Here is a 16,461-nt window from a genome sequence, read left to right as displayed (position 1 = left end):
CTCGGTGTGGCCGCGAGGAGTGGTGCGAGCAACTCCGCCATTGCCGCCCGGATCGCCGCGTCATGGCGGGCGAGCGCTTGGGCCGCCTCGGGGTTGCGGATGGCGTGGAGAGTGAACTCGGTGGAGATGAGGAACCAGGCACGGGTCTCCTCGTCCACGACGCTCGCCAGCTCGATGAACGTGGCGACCGGATGCTCGGAGAGCACGGCTTGGTCCACCGCCTCACCCAGCTGTTTCAGGACGATCTCGGAGCGTCGAGTGAACAGCGCAAGGAAGAGTTCATCCTTGGAGCCATAGTTCGAATAGAATGCGCCGGTCGTGTAGCCGGCCCGTGCGCACAGCTCCGCGATCGAAACCCCGTGAAACCCGCACTCGGCGAACGCCTGCTCAGCTGCGTCGAGCAGGCGCTCGTTCGTCTCCCGTCGTCTCCTCGTCACGCGTTGTGTCATGCATCCCACCTGTCTGTTCGCGTCAAGACGCTCGACGATGCCGGATAGTGCTCCCTATCGGATAGATACTTCTATCCGATAGGGAGCACTATCCAATGAGGGTGGCGGTGACGCAAGGCCCTCGACGGCAGTGTTCGCGGCCGAGGACGCTCTTCGAACCGAGCAGGCTGCATCGGGCCAGGTAGTCCGCCTGTCGGCGCAGCCGGTCACGGTGAGGGCGTGTTCGGGCGCTGTCACGTGTCGGTTGTGTGGATGTCTGACGGTGCGTCGAGGCGTGGTGCGGCCGGGTTCCGACTCGCTGCTCAGGCTGTGGTGGGCCGATCAACCGCGCCGATGATGTGCTCCCAGATCGCGAAGCGGATGTTCATCTCGGCTCGGCGATCGGGTGGCGGTCATCAGGTGACGGCGGGGCTGGACGTGCGGGGAGATGCCGTTCAACGCGGACAGGAACCGCTTGGCCCGCCCAGCCGACGGAGCGGAGGCCCTTCGTCGCGCGTTCACGCTGCTTGGTCTTTTTAGTCGCAGTACCTGCTGTTCCGGCGCGGATCTGCCGATTCGCCCGCACGGCCAACGTGATCGGGAGTGTCAACACCCGCAGAAGGGGAACGGTCAGCCACGCTGAATGCTCACCATGTCGAGATCCGCGAGGGGGGATCTCATGACCATCGGTGTCGGAGATGAGGCCAATGTGCACGGAGAGGCCGGACGAGCGTTGGCGGCGTAGGACGGTGGGTCCGGATGGACGTGGGAGTGGCGCTCCCCCCATTGGCAGGGCGGCAAGGACGATGAGCAGCTCCTCGCCGGCTGGTGTGAGGTGGTATCTGATGCGGTTTCTGATGCCGGGCTCCTGGTAGGTCTGCTTTCGCAGAACTCCAGCGTCCACCAGTTTCTTCAAGCGGGTGGTGAGGGAGGTTGGATGCGACTCCCAGTGCCGACTGGATTTCGGTGAAACGGTGTCTTCTACTGAAGATCTCACGGATGATCAGCAGGCTCCAGCGCTCGCCGAGCACTTGCGAACTGCGTTGTACGGAGCACCACGGTTCGTCGGATGCCATACCTTCCTCCCTTCTCGTCGGCCGACCGGACCCCAGGTCGGAGGCTGCCCAGGGCTCGGCCGGGACTGGTTACGGCGATCTCGGAGAGGCACTGTCCGGGCTGTGGTTTCCATGTCGCCTGGCGTGCTCACTCATGCCGGACTTCGCCGGCTTTGGTGAGGGCCGGGTCCCGCTCTGGGCGCTGTGTTGCAGGTGTCAGTTTCGGTTGCTCTCTGCGACCTGCTTGCCGAGGTCGAGTTCGATGCCGTCCGGCTTCTGCAGGCGTCCTTCGAAGAGGCGCCGGACGCGGTGTTCGTTCACGGGCCGTCCTACCGTTTGGAAGTAGGTGGACAGGGCGGATCCGAACTCTTCGTCCGGAATCCGGGTGCTCTCGTCGATGAGGGCCTTGGTTCCGGCTACGGCGACCTTGTCGAACCCTGCGATACGGCGGGCGAAGGCATCGACGAAATCGTCCAGCTCGCCCTCGGGGAGGACGCGATTGACGTAGCCGTATTCTGCCGCCAGTTCCGCTGGGAAGTCGTCGGCCCCGAGCAGGATCTCCATCGCGCGGTCTCGGCCCACCAGCCTGGCCAGGTGCCCCGTCGCGTTTCCGCCGGGCACGGCCCCGACGCCGACCTCGAACTGCCCCAGGATCGCGCGGTGTCCGGCGAAACGGATGTCCGTTGCCAGCACGAACTCACTTCCCGCTCCCCGGGCGCGTCCCTTGATCGCGGAGATCGTGACGGCCGGAACCCTGCCGAGGCGGATGAAGTTGTCCGCGTAGGGGTGGAGTCCTGTGGGGCCGGGCTTCATGGCGGCTATGCGCGACTTATCCGCCAGGAAGTCGAAGTGCGCCATGAAGAAGTCGGGGTTGTCGCTGTCGAAGACGACCACGGTCAGGTCAGGCGCCTGCTCGATGCGGTCCACCAGCGCGCCGAGCTGCTCGATGGTGTCCACGTCCATGAGGTTGATCGGGCCGTTGGAGAAGGTCACCTTCCAGTAGGACGGCGATGCTTCGGCCACGTGGAACTGCTGTGCGTTTGGCATGCGTCGCAACGTAGCTGACTATAATTTTGAAAGTCAATCCTGGCGGACGAAGGGTCGCCATCGATCGACTGCGCTTGTCTGCGGCGGAGATCTGACACCCCGTGCGGCTTGGCGCTGGTCCTGCCGGTCGCAGGCTGCGGGCGCGGCTGACCAGTGTCGAAGTAGCGGAACGAAACCTCGGCCGGGCCGAACGGGGAGTCGGAGGTTGCCCTCCGTGTCCGCCGCCGAGCTCACCAGGAAGATCTGACTTACAAAACACTAGCCTGCCCGTGCATGCTTCCTTCCGGTCCCAGGGGCGGTGTTCACCCGATCGCTTCCTGAAAGCAGGTCTCGTTCCCTGGCGGCCGAGGCAACCGCCGTCGTCAGGTCCCGCCTTACCGGAGGTCACCGTGAATCAGCCCCCCGCTCCGTTGCCTCTCGCTACCGGCACGTATTTGGCCACCCTGCGTAAGGAGGCGGCGGCGCTAGAGCAGCTGCTGCGCATCGCGGACCCGGCCACCCCGGTGGCCACCTGTGGCAGTTGGAGCATGCACGACCTGGGCATCCATCTGGGCCAGGCATCCCGCTTCGCGGCGGCCCTGCTGCAGACCGGGCAGTTGCCCGGCGAGCAGTTCGCCCCGCCGGCCGGGCAGGAGATCGCCGACTGGTACGCCGGGGGCGCGGCCGCAATCCTGGGCACCCTGGAGGAGACCGCCCCCACCACACCGGCCTGGGCGTTCGGCTTCGAAGACGCGGTGGCGGCGCTCTGGTTCCGCCGCGTTGCCCAGGACACGGCGGTCCACCTGGTCGATGCCCAGCTGGCCACCGGCACTGACGTGCACGTCGATCCGCTGATCGCAGCCGATGGCATCGACGAGGTGTTCGCCGTGATGGTTCCCAGGGTCTGGCGCAGCGGCGAGCAGAAGCCGCTGCCGGCACCCGTGGCGCTTCACACCACCGACACCGGACACAGCTGGCTGATCCAGCCCGGCGACATGCCGCAGACCCTGCCGGTGGACTCGGGGCCCGCAGCGGCCACGGTGAAGGCTCCCGCAGCCGAGCTGCTACTCGCCCTGTGGAAGCGGCAGCCCGCAAACCCGGAATGGATCAGCGGTGACATCGCCGCGGCCAACGCCCTGCTGACGGCCACGTTGACACTCTGACCGCCCCTGCTCTTCCGTCGTCGGCACCCCCAGCTGTCCCAAGGGGGAACCGGAGCACGAAGCCGTGTGCGCAGAACCGGGCGACGGTCCGCCGGACCGCGTCCGAGAACGGCGCCGACAGATCAAGACTCGTGGATTCCACAATTCTGTGCCCAACAAGTCCGGACCTGCACCGTAATTCTGCTGTTCCCGGCGCAAGGCGCATCGCGGGACGAACCGAGTGGACAGACACACCCGTCCTTCGGCGTCTCGCCTTTACATCCCAAACAACCAAAGAGGTCTACCGTGTTCGAAATACTGCCGACGCACTCCCGGCGGAAATTCCTGGCCACCTCGGTCGCAGCGGCGGCCGCGGCGACCACAGGATCCCTCAGTGTGCTCCCCGCCCAGTCGGCTGCGGCAGCCGAGGCGGGATCCCGCCGCGGATGGCCGGCAGGCAGCAGCGTGAACCGCTTCGGCAGCGTCTCGCAGGCGCCCAATCTCCCGGCCGGGTTCACCGACACCTTCACCAGCCGGTTCATCCAGGCCAACGGAATCCGCCAGCACGCGGTCATCGGCGGCCACGGACCGGCCCTGCTGCTCGTCCACGGCTGGCCCGAGACCTGGTACGCCTGGCGCCTGCTGATGCCCACCCTGGCCAAGGACTTCACCGTCATCGCCGTCGACCAGCGCGGCATCGGCCTGACCGACAAGCCCCAGGACGGCTACGACACCGCCACCCTCGCCGACGACCTGGCCGCCCTGATGGACGAGCTCGGCCACCAGCGGTTCGCCGTCGTCGGCCACGACACCGGAATGCCGATCGCCTACGCCCTTGCCGCCGACCACCCGGAGCGGGTCGACCGCCTGGTCGTCGCCGAGGCGCCCCTCCCGGGCATCAGCACCTCGCCGCCGGCCTTCGGCCCCGAGTGGCTCAACGACCGGATCTGGCACATCGGCTTCAACCGCCTCGCCACGATAAACGAGCTGCTCGTCAGAGGACGGGAAGGCATCTTCTTCGGCTTCGAGTTCGACATCAACGCTGCGAAGAAGCTGCCCGACTACGCCGTCGACTACTACATCAGCACCCTTGCCTCCGACCGCGACGCGCTGCGCGGCAGCTTCAGCTTCTACCGCGCGTTCGACACCACGCTCGCGCAGAACCTGGAACGCCAGAAGTCCGGCTTGCTCACCATGCCCGTCCTGGCAATCGGCGGAGCGCTCAGCATTGCCGACGGAGCCGGGGTCACCATGAAGGCTGCTGCACACGACGTGCAGACCGTGGTCATCCCCGACACCGGCCACTGGGTCGCCGAAGAGGCACCCGAGCAGATGCTGGCGGCGCTGACCCCGTTCCTGGTCCCCTACCGCGCAGCGCACACCGCCGCCTGATCCGGGGTAAAGGACCGGTTCGGGCCTCTCTGCACATGACCCCGTCCAGCGGGGCCGAGCGGGGCGCGCCCTCGACCCGCTCGGCCCCGCCGGCCACGTGCACTTCCCCGGCCCGGGCACCTCGGACGTCCCGATCGCAACCGCGTGCGACCTGAACCCCAAGGCTTTCGTCCGTAACCAACTTCCAACCCGCAGCAGAGCAAGACACGTCTTAAGCGAAATGCTCCCACAGTCCCGCAGTCGCGTGCGTTCGATGAAACGCAGGTGCTATCCCATGACGGGCACCGGCAGGGACCCGCGCTACTCGTTGCGGGCTAACCGCAGTGAACTCTGCCGACCAGCTCATCGCCTGTTTTCCTTGGGCCGCGAGTATTCCAACAGGAATGACTGAAATGACTGACCAGCACAGTGAACCGGATGCCGGCGCGCCCATAGCCAGACGCGTGATGCTCGCGACGTTCGGTATCGGCGCAGCCGGCATCGCCGCCGCGCCCTCCCTTCAAAGGGGCTGGGACAGCGCGCTCGGTGTGGCATCGCAGTACGACCTCACCAAACTCACCGAACTGCTGCTCAGCCCGGGCGGCTTCCGCTACTACAGCGTCGCCGACTCGGTGCCGCACAAGGACGCGACGAACTACCGGTTGACCGTCGACGGCCTCGTCGACCGCCCCAGAATCTACGCACTTGACGAGCTGCAGGCCCCAGGGTGCCCGGCTACTGGGAGGTGAACGGATATGACGTCGACGGCTGGCTCCCCGGAGCCGACAAGAGAAGTGGCGCATCCACGGTCTGAGCCCCCTGGCCGCATCCACCGGTTCGGTCGTGCGCAGCGTCTGGCCCACCGCGCTACCAGCTGGCTGATGCTGCTCTGCGTGGCAACCGCAGCCTGTCTGTACTTCCCGCCCCTCTCCGAGCTCGTCGGTCGCCGCCACCTGCTCGTCATCGTCCATGAGTGGACGGGAATCCTGCTGCCCGTACCATTCCTCCTCGGGCCCACCTCATCCGATTTCCGTCGTGATCTGCGCAAACTCAATCGCTTCGCCGAATACGACTGGCGGTGGCTGCGGGCTGTCCGTAAGCGCCGGACCTCACCGCGCTCCCGCCCGGCCGGCAAGTTCAACGCCGGGCAGAAGCTCTACGCCGGGTGGATCGCCGGGGCCGTACCGGTCATGATGATCACCGGTCTGCTGATGTGGTTCACCAACCTCCTGCCACCGATCCCGCGCACAAACGCGATCTTCGTACACGACTGGGTGGCGTTGACGATTGGTCTCGTCGTGGTCGGGCACATGCGACTGGCGTGCAGAGACCCGGAGGCGCGGCGCGGCATGCGGACGGGGTACGTCGACCTCGCCTGGGCAGCGAGGCACCATCCCAAGTGGGTGGGCAGAGACTGACGGCGTCCACGAACTCGGGCCGAAGGGCCGGGAGGCGGCCGCAGGGCGCCGCCTGTCAGGACCGGAAATTCCGGCGACGCTCATGGGCCGGGGTGGGTGTTGGTGAGCAGTCGTGTCTCCGCGGTCGCTCGTTCCCTCTGCCGCCAGGTTCCGGGTGGTTCTCCGTGGTGGCGGCGGAAGGCGGCGGCGAAGGCGAAGGGTGAGCCGTAGCCGACGGCGTCGGCGATCTGGGGCAGGGTGAGATCGTCGGCGCGCAGGTGGTCGCGGGCGATGGTCATGCGCCATTCGGTCAGGTACTGCATGGGGGCCTGACCGAGTGCCTCCCGGAACACCCGCGCGAAGGCGGCGCGGGACAGGCCGCTGATCGCGGCCAGTTCGGGGACCGTCCACGGGTGGGCCGCATTTTCGTGCATGGCCTGTAGCGCGGCGGCAAGGCGCGGGTCCGCGGATGCCCGGTACCAGCGGGGCGCGGTCGTGCTGCGGCGGAATTCGCTGCGGATGGCCAGGACGAGAAGCAGGTCCAGGAGGCGATCCAGGACGATCTGCTGGGCGAGTTCGGTCCGGACCAGTTCGCGGGACAGCAAAGTGATCACGTCCCGCAGGGGATCGTCGTCGGCCGCCGATAGGGTCAGAACCTGGGGCAGTGCGTCCAGTAGCCCGCTGCCGACCTCGCCGGAGAACTGGTAGGCGCCGCACAGGAACACCGTGGCCTGCGGATTGCCCTCGGGGCTCGTCCGGGCGTGGCGGGCCCGGAACTCCTCCGGCTCCAGGCATGTGGCGCCCGGCTCATTCCCGATGTAGTGGTGCGGCCCGCCGCGCACCAGCGTGACGCTTCCCGGTATGAGCTCCACGGCGCTGCCGGGGGTGTCCAGCCAGAGGTAGCCGCGGCCACGGACGACGGTGTGCACCGACAGCTGTGTCGAACCGCCAAGATGCAGTCCCCACGGTGGTTCGGCGACCGTCCGCGCGAACACCGCGCCGGTGGCGCGCGCCCGCACCAGGTGGTCAGACAGCAGGTCCATGGGATCAGCTTGGCCAGTAGGAGTATCAGGGTCAAGGCGCGAGAGCATCACGTAAAGAATCGAGCGGAACGCGCATGGAGTGTCTTGCTCAGGACTTCTAGCGTGGAGTCATGAACAACGAAACACGCCCCACCGCACTCGTTCTGGGCGGCACCGGCCGGACTGGTTCGCTGCTGGCCGAGGGCCTCGCCCAGCGAGGGGTCGCTCCCCGTACCGCGGCACGCACCGGAGCGGACGTCCGGTTCGACTGGGACGACCCGGCCACCCACTCCGGCGCCCTGGCCGGCGTCGACCGCCTGTACCTGGTGACACCTACCATGCGAGTCAGCTACGCCGACCAGGTCGGCGCCTTCCTGGACCTCGCCGAGGCGGCCGGCGTGCGCCACGTCACCTATCTGAGCGTCCACAACGCCGACCAGGCGCCGGCCGGGATCGACATCGCGGCCGTCGAGGCCGACCTGGCCTCCCGGCCCGGCATCACCCACACGGTCCTGCGCCCCGCATGGGTGATGCAGAACTTCGCCGACGACCACCTCCCGGTCATCGGCGGAGTGATCACGGCCCCGAGCGCCGGCGGCAGGGAGGCCTTCGTCGATGCGGCCGACATCGCGGCGGTCGCGGCCGAGACGCTGCTGGCACCCGAAACCCACGCCGGCGCCGCCTACTCGCTCACCGGCCCGCAGGCCCTCACCTTCCGCGAGGTCGCGGGCACTATCGCTGCCGTGAGTGGCCACCCCGTCGCCTACCACGACATCGACCAGGAGGCATGGATCTCCGGTGCGCTCGCCGCGGGTGTCCCCGCCGACTTCGCGGTGATGATGCGCTGGCTCACCGGCGCCATCATCGCGGGCAGCGGAGCCACGCCCACCGGCGACATCGAGAAGGTCACGGGGCGGCCGGCCACCACGTTCCGCGAGTTCGCCGAGCGCAACGCCCACGTCTGGACCTCGTAAGGGCCCGGCGCCGCCCCGGTGGCACGAGAGACGAAGCAAGCCCGCTGACTGCGGGACACATCCGAAGGAGACACCACAATGATTGATCACGTGTACATCTCGGTGAGCGATCTCAAGCGCTCAAGCGCCTTCTATCTCGCGGCGCTCAAGCCGCTTGGGTGGAAAGAGATCGGTTCCTACGAATCGGACACTCCGGGTGTCCCCAGCCTCTTCGGACTCTGCGATCAAGTCTATGGATCGGGTAAAGCTGTCGGTGCCAGCATCTGGCTGCGTGAGCGGCAGCCAGGTGAGACCGGCCTCTACCTCGGCCTCGTCGCCGACAGTCCGGCCGAAGTAGACGCTGCGTATTCTGCCGCCCTGGCCGCCGGCGGCCAGGATGACGGTGGAGCGGGTCCGCGTCCGCACTTCGGCCCCGGATACTACGCCGCGAATGTCACTGACCTCGACGGCAACCGACTTGAGATCGTCAACAAGACCATCAATCCAAAGCGCCCAGCCTGACAGGTAGTTGCCTCCTCACCTTGTGCGAGAAGTGCAGCCGGATGAAATGCGCCGACTTGCTCGACCTCCGGCTGCACTTCCGAGTGCCCCAGCTGCGAAGGCCACGCGAGTACGGCGAGATGCACATCCAGTCGGCCGGCCGTGTTGGTGACCGTGCGTAAGCGTGGCGCTGGAGAAGTGGCCGGGTGCGGCGTGGTCAGGCCGCCTGGCCACAGTCGTTCGCGCCGGGACCGTCGCCGCGCAGCGGGCTGAAGTCGACATCTAGGGACGGGGCGTACGCCTCGGGTGGGATGCCGAGTACGTGGGTGGAGTACTCGCCGAAGCGGCGGATGCGGTCGGTCAGGTAGGGCGAGATGTGGTCCAGATACTCACGCCGTTCGAGTGCGACGTGCTGAGGGTCGCACGAACCGTTCGAAGTGCACCGCTGGGCCCCGTTCAGGCCCTTGCTGACCTACCCGACCTGCCCCCACGCGCCGACGCGCTGAACCTGGCCACGCCCCTCACGGACGCCACCATCCACCTTGTCGACGCCGCTTTCCTGGCACGCATGTGGAACGGCAGCCTGCTGGTGAACATCGCGCGCGGCCGCGTCGTCGACACCGAGGCGTTGCTCACCGAGCCGAAGCTGGACGGCTGTGTGCCGCGCTAGACCCGTACTTCGCAGGTCGTTGATTCGTATGGACTGTGTCCAGATGGGGTGTCTGGGGCGGTGCTGGTGGCGTTGGCTGGGTGTGTCGATGACTTCCCGGTCCCCGCGGCCACGGTCTGAGCGTCCGCGCCTGCAGTGCGCAGTGGTGTCCGTGGTGGAGAAGCGTCTGGGCGCTCTGCCTGTCGCTGCCGAGTTTCTGCGCGTTCGCCCGCTTTCGCTGGCCGGACATACCACCGGCCGCGCTGATCCTCGGTGGCGCACTGGCGGCGACTGCGGGACGTCTGGCCCTCGCCCTCGGCGTCCGTAAGCTCGGCGGACGGCTGTCGCCCGAACGGCGAGCCAACCTCACTGCCCTTGGCAACACGCTCGCAGGGACCAAGTCCGGCATCCTGGCTGGCGTCGCGTTGTTCGTGTTCTCGCCGCTGCCCTCGGCGCAGCTGTTCATGGCTGCGGGTCTGGCGAACGTACCCCTGCTCCCCCTCTGCGGCGCCTTCCTCATCGGTCGCACCGTCAGCTACACCCTCTACGTCACCGCCGCTACCGCAGCCGAGGAGACCATTCGCCACGTCTTCGACTATGGCGAGATCTCACCGTCGACGATCATCATCCAGCTGACCGGCCTCGGCGCCATCATCCTGATGATCAAGCTGGACTGGATCAGGATCATCGACTGGACTCGAGCGCGTCTCGCCCACCTGCGCGGCAGACCAGCACCACCATCGGTCCGGCCACCGAGCGACGGTCTCTAGTCCCGTACTTCGCAGGTCACCGTTTCAGGTCTGTGGCCAGCGGGTTTGTCCGCGGGGACCGGGAAGTCATCGACACACCCAGCTAACGCCACCAGCACCGCCCCAGACACCCCATCTGGACACAGTCCATACGAATCAACGACCTGCGAAGTACGGGGCTAGACGTCACCGACCCCGAACCGGTGCCCGCGGGCCACCCGCTATGTCATGCTCCGGGGGCGCTCATCGGCCCCCACATGGGCAACAAGACCTCCGCCTTCCTGCCGAGAGTCAAGCGGCTGCTGTGCTCCCAGATTGGCCGCTTCGCCGACGGAGAGCCACTGGAGAACGTTGTAACGCAGCACTGAGCCACAGCCGGCGGGTGCCTCTGAATCTGGTGGAAGACTTGTTCTGGCCGTGTACGACGAGGTCCATGTGGGGCCGCATGGAGTCTCGCGCCGGTATTGCATCGACACGTGTTGTGACGGCTCAGACAGTGCGTCGCTAGTGGATCACGCCCTTGTCGGGGTCGCCGAGGGGGACGCTTTGCACCGGCCAGATCTCGCTGGGTTCGGTCAGTAGGGGCTTTGTCGCGTCCCTGATCCGCTGAAGATTCGAGCTGGCCAGGTGCGCCCGGAAGTCCTCGGAGGTGAGCCAGTGCTCGACGATGAAGACGTCCCTGCCATCGGTGTGTAGTGCGAAGAGCTTGCATCCCGGTTCCTGATGGACCAGCGGGGCGAGCTCGCGGCACACGTCGAGCACCTCTTGGGTCTTGCCCGGCGCGGGGATCAGGCGGGCGATGACAACGGGCATACGTGCAAAACGTCTCGGGACGGTCTCCCGCGCCGTGAACGTGGGCCCATGATGCACCGCACCGGCCGCTACGCCACTGGTGGCGGCACGGTAGCGTGCCACAACCGCTGGCGCCGCCAACAGCCTTGATCATAGGTCGCTCATGAGTCAGCCGTCCGTCACCGGGTCGAGTACAGCGCGGCGATGTCGTTGGGCAGCGCGGACTTGATCTGGCGGCTGAATTCGTCGACGAGCACTTCCTCCTGGCCGGTGAGGAGTCCCCTGATCGCGGCTCGTGCGACCTCCTCGGGACTGATCTTGGGCTGGTCGACATTGGCGGACAGGTCGGTGTCGACATACCCGACGTGCACACCGAGCACGCGGGTGCCCTGCGAGCGCAGGGCCAACCGCATCGCGTTGGACAGCGACCACTGCGCTGCCTTGCTCGCTGCGTATCCGGGCGCCTGCTCCAGGGCCAGCCAGGATGCGGCGGACAGCATGTTGATGACGGCGCCGCCGCCGTTGTGGGACAGCGTCGGAGCGAAGGCCTGGGTCACAGCCCAGGTGCCGAGGTAGTTGACCTCCAACTCGCGCCTGGCGTCGTCCAGCGACGCGGTGAGCGGCGACGCCGCGAAGGCGGTGCCGGCGTTGTTGACCAGGATGGAGAGGTCGCCGATCCTCTCGACCGCGCTGGCGATGGTGGCAGGGTCCGTGACGTCCAGTTGGATCGGCACCACCCCGGGATCGGTGATCTGTTCGGGGCGGCGTGCGGCGGCGTAGACCGTGGCGCCGTGCTCGGCGAGCACTCGGGCGAACGCCTGGCCGATCCCCCGGTTGGCGCCCGTCACCAAGGCGGCCTTGCCTTGAATCTGCATGTCTATGTCCTATCCGTTCGGTGTTGCACGTGGGCCGAGGTCTGGCGTCGGCGGTAGCAATTCCACCTGACTTTTCTTCTTAAAGTCAAGGATGCTTCCGCGGTCCGGCGAGATGGTTGTCCAGCAGCCCGGCGTCCTTCGCCACGGGCTTCAGCCGCCCTTGCCGACGGGGCGGCCGACGGCGACACACGGGCCTGTTTCTACGGAGTTCTGCACCCCGGATGTGCGGCGTTGCCTGACGGAATGGACCGTCAGGGACAGCGCTCCGACGGCGAGGAAGGCCATCCCCTCCCAGACCATCACTGTCCAGCCGTGTGCTTCGAGGAGCGCCAGGCCGATGCTGGAGCCGATCGCGCCGCTGGCGAACAAGGCGAAGATGTAGACGGTGTTGAGCCTGGCGCGTAGGGCGGCGGGCCCGGTGAAGATCCGGGTCTGGTTGGCTATCTGCGCACTGGTGGTGCCGTAGCCAAGCAGGTTGCAACCGATCACGAGGGCCACCACGGAGTCGCCGGCGAACAGGAAGACGACGAAGGCGATTGCCGGCGGACGCCAAGCCGACGGTGTTGACGGTGTCGGGGCCGTAGCGGTCGGTGAGCCGACCGGAGTAGCGGGCGGCCAGTGCGCCGGGCACGCTGCCGAGACCGAAAAGGCCTGCCGCGGCCGGTCCGAGCTCGATGGGCTTCTGGGACAGATGGAAGGCCAGCGTCGCCCAGAACGCGGAAAAGGCAGCGAATCCCGTCGCGCCGAGGACTGCGGACAGGCGCAGGGAAGCATGCCCGACGATGAGCCGCGGCAGGGACGCCAGCAGCTTCAGGTAGCCGATCCTGTCCTGGCCGCCGTGCGGGCTCTGTTCCGGCATGTACCGGGGCAGGACGAGCAAGAGCAGGGCGGTGGCGGCCGCGGCGGCGAAGTAGCCGGCGCGCCACGTCCCGGTCGCTTCGGCGAGGGCCCCGGAGACGGTACGGGAGAGCAGCGCTCCCAGGGTCAGGCCGGTACCGACGGCTCCCAGGGCCCGGCCCGCCTGGCCGCGCGCGGCCATCGAGGAGACGGTCGGCATGATGAGCTGCGGGAGCACGGTGGTGACCGACAGGACGAAGGTCGCCGTACTCAGCACCGCTATCGAGGGGGCCAGTGCTCCTGCGAGCAGCGCCAGTGCGGTGATGGCGAGCAGAACGCTCGAGATCCTGCGCAGTCGTGCGCGGTCGGCGAGAGGGACGATCACGACGATGCCCAGCGCGTAGCCGACCTGCCCCGCCGTGGCGACGATGCCCGCCGCAGCGGAGGAGACGCCCAGCCCCTGTGCGATCCATTCGAGAAGCGGCTGGGTGAAGTAGATGTTGGAGACGGTGATGGCGGTGGCGGTGGCGAAGACGGCGATGGTGCCGCGCTTCACGCCCGAGGCCGTGGACAGTGCGGTCATTGCGCCTCCTCGCACAGCCAGGAGGGCAGGGGCGGGCGTATCGGGAAGGCGAGGGGGGTCGGCTTCACCGGGCCGTCGCCTGGTCGGCATCAGGCTCACGACCGTGCGTCCTGGAACGCGGTGACGAGTTCTGCGGTGGTGACGATGGCATGGGCGTAGGTGGGGCCGGTCAGCTCGTGTGCGGCATGCATTCGCTCGGGGGAGAGGGCCGCTGTGGCATCCCGGACCAGCGTCACGTGGTAGCCGAGTTCCATGGCGAAACGGGCCGTGGCCTCGACGCAGGTTTCCGCCAGCAGGCCGACGACCGCCACGTAGGTGATGCCGTGCTGCTTGAGCTGGAAGTCCAGGTCGGTGTTGGCGAACCCGCTTGAGCCCCAGTGCTCCCCGACGACGACATCTGCCGCCTGCGGCCGGAAGTCGGGGTGGAACTCCCCGCCCCAGGATCCCCTGGCGAAGTGGTGCCCCTTCTGGATCTTGCGCTGCGAGGGGTTGGGGTGGTCCCAGGTTTCGTAGTCGCCTGGCTGCCAGCGGCGGTGCGGGACGAACACCACGCGCATGCCGGCCTCGCGGGCGGAGCCGACCACGGAACGCAGGTTGTCCAGCAGACCGACCTCCTTCGCCACGGGCTCCACTCGCGGCCAGGTCTTGCCGCCCTCGGAAAGGAAGTCGTTGTAGGGGTCGACCAGCAGAACGGCTGTGCGGCTGGGGTCGTAGGTGTCGGTCACGGCTTCTCCTCGAATGTGGATGATGAACAACATCTAGATTCAGGATTACTCGCATCATCCTCGAAGTCAAGTATCAGCAGCTCAAAGCCAGGATTCAATTCATGTGTATGATGGACGTCATCCATCCGGTGGGCGGCAAGCCGCTCCCTCGAAAGGAAGACCCGACATGGGGCACTCACAGAAGGAGAAGGCGGCGTCCCGCGAGCGGGTACTGCGTATCGCGGCCCGCAAGATCCGCGCGGAGGGCGTCACGCGCCCCGGCATCGCGGACCTGATGAAGGAGGCGGGGCTGACACACGGCGGCTTCTACAAACACTTCGCATCCCGGGACGACCTGATCTCCCAGGCTGCGGCCGTAGCCCTGGCCGAGGGCTCGGCGAAAATGGAGAGAGCCGCGCGGAAGAACGAACGAGAACCGAGGGCCGGTCTCATCGACGCCTACCTCGGGAAGCAGCACCGCGACGCGCCGGCCACCGGCTGCGCCCTGGTCACGCTCGGCGCCGCCGCCGGACGCGGCGACCAGCACTTCAAAGAGGCCTACGAGAAGCAGGTCCGCACGTACCTGGATCTGCTCGCCGGCCTCAGCGAAGACTCGGAGGAGGCCCAGGCCGAGGCGATGCTCACCCTCAGTGCCCTGGTCGGCGCCACGCTCATGTCCAGGGCCGTGGCCGACAAGAACCTCTCCGACGAACTGCTCGCGACAGTAGCCGGCCTACTCAAGAACGGCGGGTCACGGACCTCGCCCCCTGCCGTCTGACGCGTGTGCCGGTGGGCTTGCCCCGACGCGCGGCGTCGATGCCGTGCGCGTCACGAGCGACGTTCCGTATGTGGTGAGGTGTCCCGCTCGGTGACGGCAGCGGGGCGCCCCCGGTCCCGCGGGGGAGGTGGCCACCGGCCGCGTGGGCCGCGATCATTGTGCGGGCGGAGCCGGACTCACCCTGCGCGTCGTCCCGCCGTCACGCCGGTCTCAGGCCAGTGGTTGTTCTGGACGGTCAAGCGGCACACTGGATAGTGATCCGATACTCAGGTATACAATTCGGTCATGCCATGCGGTCGCGTGGCATGCGTGAGGATCCGGCAGAGATGTGGAAGGCGGGGTGGCAGTGCCATCGACGAGGAAGGTGTCCGGTCCCACGGACGATTCGCCGGCCTGCTCCATCGAGCGCAGCCTGCAAGTGCTTGGCGAGCGTTGGACTCTGCTGGTCCTACGCGACATCTTCGCGGGCAAGCACAGGTTCGCCGAAATCCAGTCGTCCCTCGGCATCGCGCCGAACCTGCTCAGTGACAGGCTCAAGCTTCTCAGCGAGGCCGGTGTGTTGCGCACGCGGACGTACCAGGAGCCGGGCAGTCGGCATCGGCTGAGCTACCACCTGACTCCGGCTGGGCAGGAGCTGCAACTCGTGCTGGCGGCTCTCCAGCAGTGGGGCGACCACCACCGCCCTCGCCCGTCTGGACCCTCCTCTCTGCGGCGAATGCGTTCCACCGGTCAGGCCGTGCGGGTCGGGTTCCTCGACGACGACGGCCACGAGTTGCCCGCCGAAGGCGTGACGTTCGTGATGAATACGGGGCCCGGCGCCTGATGGCGTAGGACTTGGTTGCCCAATTCTGCCCGGTTGCAAGGTGGTTAGGGAGTGATCTCTGTCGCGGCCGAGGTGCGGAACCCCATTCTGCCGTTGTTCACGGTTGCGGCTTGGAAGCACTTGGGATCGGTGACTCCGCGCCGGCGGACCATGGCGCGGAGTTTCAACGTTCCAGCTGGCGCGGGCGCGGCCCAGTGATGCGCGCCTTCCTCCGAACCGTCCCGTGTCGATCAGGTCCACAGACTGCCCGATGCGCCGGAAGCTCACGGGCCGTGATCACCCGGTTCGGAGGCGAGTGGCGGTCCCTGATGCAGGAGAACACCACCGTTGCGCCGGGCCACACCTCCACGGCCCCTCACGCGGCGGTCAGGTGCTGCTCGCCGGTTCCATTACGGGGAGTGGGCGGGACCGCCGGGCGAGCAGGGAGGCTGCCACCGCCGCGGTGATGAAGGCGACGAGGCTGTAGATCGCGGGTGTCACCGCGGCGGCCGGCATGTTCAGCAATGCGGGGCTGAGGGCGATGGTGACGGCGAGCGCACCGTTATGGATGCCGATCTCCATCGACGAGGCGACTGCCTGGGGCCGCTCGACGCGGGCCAGGCGGGGAACCCAGTAGCCGATGACCAGGTTCAGGACGCTGAACACCGCCGTGAGCGGAAGGACGGAGCCGAGGGACCGGCCCAGCTGCTCGGCGTTCTGCAGGATCGCACCGACGACGACCACCGCCAACACGATGAGCGAGACGATCCGTACCGCCTGGCCGAGAGTCCGCGCAA

The 16,461-nt window shown here is 67.4% G+C and carries 18 protein-coding genes and 3 pseudogenes; 11 read left to right on the top strand and 10 right to left on the bottom strand.

Annotation, left to right across the window (positions count from 1 at the left end):
* The 4 genes and pseudogenes from ACH47Z_RS46075 to ACH47Z_RS46060 all read right to left on the bottom strand — a co-directional run.
* Positions 1 to 449, bottom strand: a 449-nt coding sequence (locus ACH47Z_RS46075) for a TetR/AcrR family transcriptional regulator (RefSeq protein ID WP_399086303.1), incomplete at its 3' end; no start/stop codon positions are given.
* Positions 450 to 813: 364 nt separating this feature from the next.
* Positions 814 to 1,332, bottom strand: coding sequence for a hypothetical protein (locus ACH47Z_RS46070; protein WP_399086300.1), 519 nt, complete (start codon positions 1,330 to 1,332; stop codon positions 814 to 816).
* A 79-nt stretch (positions 1,333 to 1,411) separates the two neighbouring features.
* Positions 1,412 to 1,504: pseudogene (locus ACH47Z_RS46065) on the bottom strand (transcriptional regulator); the annotation flags it as partial.
* Positions 1,505 to 1,699: 195 nt separating this feature from the next.
* Entirely contained in the window at positions 1,700 to 2,530 is an 831-nt protein-coding gene (locus ACH47Z_RS46060) for an enoyl-CoA hydratase/isomerase family protein (RefSeq protein ID WP_399086298.1), read from the bottom strand.
* Between the two features lie 434 nt (positions 2,531 to 2,964).
* Here ACH47Z_RS46060 and ACH47Z_RS46055 point away from each other — a divergent pair, with 434 nt between their 5' ends.
* The 4 genes and pseudogenes from ACH47Z_RS46055 (at position 2,965) to ACH47Z_RS46040 (ending at position 6,440) form a co-directional block, all read left to right on the top strand.
* Positions 2,965 to 3,672 carry a maleylpyruvate isomerase family mycothiol-dependent enzyme gene (locus tag ACH47Z_RS46055; RefSeq protein ID WP_399086295.1) on the top strand — a complete coding sequence of 236 codons (708 nt, stop codon included), beginning with the start codon at positions 2,965 to 2,967 and terminating at the stop codon, positions 3,670 to 3,672.
* Positions 3,673 to 3,957: 285 nt separating this feature from the next.
* Positions 3,958 to 5,043: an alpha/beta fold hydrolase gene (locus tag ACH47Z_RS46050; protein ID WP_399086292.1), complete on the top strand. Its 1,086-nt coding sequence runs from the start codon at positions 3,958 to 3,960 to the stop codon at positions 5,041 to 5,043.
* Between the two features lie 446 nt (positions 5,044 to 5,489).
* Positions 5,490 to 5,744: pseudogene (locus ACH47Z_RS46045) on the top strand (oxidoreductase); the annotation flags it as partial.
* A gap of 33 nt (positions 5,745 to 5,777) precedes the next feature.
* Positions 5,778 to 6,440: a cytochrome b/b6 domain-containing protein gene (locus tag ACH47Z_RS46040; protein WP_399086289.1), complete on the top strand. Its 663-nt coding sequence runs from the start codon at positions 5,778 to 5,780 to the stop codon at positions 6,438 to 6,440.
* A gap of 80 nt (positions 6,441 to 6,520) precedes the next feature.
* Here the strand turns inward: ACH47Z_RS46040 and ACH47Z_RS46035 are convergent, their stop codons facing one another.
* A complete protein-coding gene (locus ACH47Z_RS46035) occupies positions 6,521 to 7,462 on the bottom strand; it encodes a cupin domain-containing protein (protein WP_399086286.1) in 942 nt (313 codons plus the stop codon).
* A 110-nt stretch (positions 7,463 to 7,572) separates the two neighbouring features.
* Here ACH47Z_RS46035 and ACH47Z_RS46030 point away from each other — a divergent pair, with 110 nt between their 5' ends.
* From ACH47Z_RS46030 to ACH47Z_RS46010, 5 genes are all read left to right on the top strand, one after another.
* Complete coding sequence (locus tag ACH47Z_RS46030) at positions 7,573 to 8,415, top strand: NmrA family NAD(P)-binding protein (protein ID WP_399086283.1); 843 nt, start codon at positions 7,573 to 7,575, stop codon at positions 8,413 to 8,415.
* A 78-nt stretch (positions 8,416 to 8,493) separates the two neighbouring features.
* Positions 8,494 to 8,916: a VOC family protein gene (locus ACH47Z_RS46025; RefSeq protein WP_351606378.1), complete on the top strand. Its 423-nt coding sequence runs from the start codon at positions 8,494 to 8,496 to the stop codon at positions 8,914 to 8,916.
* Between the two features lie 355 nt (positions 8,917 to 9,271).
* Positions 9,272 to 9,565: an NAD(P)-dependent oxidoreductase gene (locus ACH47Z_RS46020; protein WP_399086279.1), complete on the top strand. Its 294-nt coding sequence runs from the start codon at positions 9,272 to 9,274 to the stop codon at positions 9,563 to 9,565.
* Positions 9,566 to 9,975: 410 nt separating this feature from the next.
* Entirely contained in the window at positions 9,976 to 10,314 is a 339-nt protein-coding gene (locus tag ACH47Z_RS46015) for a hypothetical protein (protein WP_399086276.1), read from the top strand.
* Between the two features lie 113 nt (positions 10,315 to 10,427).
* Positions 10,428 to 10,661: an NAD(P)-dependent oxidoreductase gene (locus ACH47Z_RS46010; protein ID WP_399086306.1), complete on the top strand. Its 234-nt coding sequence runs from the start codon at positions 10,428 to 10,430 to the stop codon at positions 10,659 to 10,661.
* Between the two features lie 136 nt (positions 10,662 to 10,797).
* Here ACH47Z_RS46010 and ACH47Z_RS46005 read toward each other — a convergent pair whose 3' ends face one another.
* The 4 genes from ACH47Z_RS46005 to ACH47Z_RS45990 all read right to left on the bottom strand — a co-directional run bounded on the left by ACH47Z_RS46005 (position 10,798) and on the right by ACH47Z_RS45990 (position 14,105).
* Positions 10,798 to 11,106 (bottom strand): putative quinol monooxygenase, encoded by a 309-nt coding sequence (locus ACH47Z_RS46005; RefSeq protein ID WP_399086273.1) that lies wholly within the window; start codon positions 11,104 to 11,106, stop codon positions 10,798 to 10,800.
* Between the two features lie 158 nt (positions 11,107 to 11,264).
* A complete protein-coding gene (locus ACH47Z_RS46000; RefSeq protein ID WP_399086270.1) occupies positions 11,265 to 11,960 on the bottom strand; it encodes an SDR family oxidoreductase in 696 nt (231 codons plus the stop codon).
* Between the two features lie 85 nt (positions 11,961 to 12,045).
* Positions 12,046 to 13,380: an MFS transporter gene (locus ACH47Z_RS45995; protein WP_399086267.1), complete on the bottom strand. Its 1,335-nt coding sequence runs from the start codon at positions 13,378 to 13,380 to the stop codon at positions 12,046 to 12,048.
* 95 nt (positions 13,381 to 13,475) lie between these two features.
* Positions 13,476 to 14,105, bottom strand: a complete 630-nt coding sequence (locus tag ACH47Z_RS45990) for an isochorismatase family cysteine hydrolase (RefSeq protein WP_399086264.1) — start codon at positions 14,103 to 14,105, stop codon at positions 13,476 to 13,478.
* 166 nt (positions 14,106 to 14,271) lie between these two features.
* Between ACH47Z_RS45990 and ACH47Z_RS45985 the strand changes: the two genes are divergently transcribed.
* Both ACH47Z_RS45985 and ACH47Z_RS45980 read left to right on the top strand, forming a co-directional pair.
* Entirely contained in the window at positions 14,272 to 14,862 is a 591-nt protein-coding gene (locus ACH47Z_RS45985) for a TetR/AcrR family transcriptional regulator (RefSeq protein ID WP_399086262.1), read from the top strand.
* Positions 14,863 to 15,202: 340 nt separating this feature from the next.
* Positions 15,203 to 15,685: a winged helix-turn-helix transcriptional regulator gene (locus ACH47Z_RS45980; RefSeq protein ID WP_399086259.1), complete on the top strand. Its 483-nt coding sequence runs from the start codon at positions 15,203 to 15,205 to the stop codon at positions 15,683 to 15,685.
* Positions 15,686 to 16,051: 366 nt separating this feature from the next.
* On the opposite strand, the pseudogene ACH47Z_RS45975 reads toward ACH47Z_RS45980, so the two are convergent.
* A pseudogene (locus tag ACH47Z_RS45975) lies at positions 16,052 to 16,461 on the bottom strand (bile acid:sodium symporter family protein); the annotation flags it as partial.

Source organism: Streptomyces sp. NPDC020192, assembly GCF_044388685.1.
Classification (GTDB): domain Bacteria; phylum Actinomycetota; class Actinomycetes; order Streptomycetales; family Streptomycetaceae; genus Streptomyces.
Note: the sequence above shows the minus strand (reverse complement) of the source record. Positions and strands in the feature narration are given on the sequence as shown.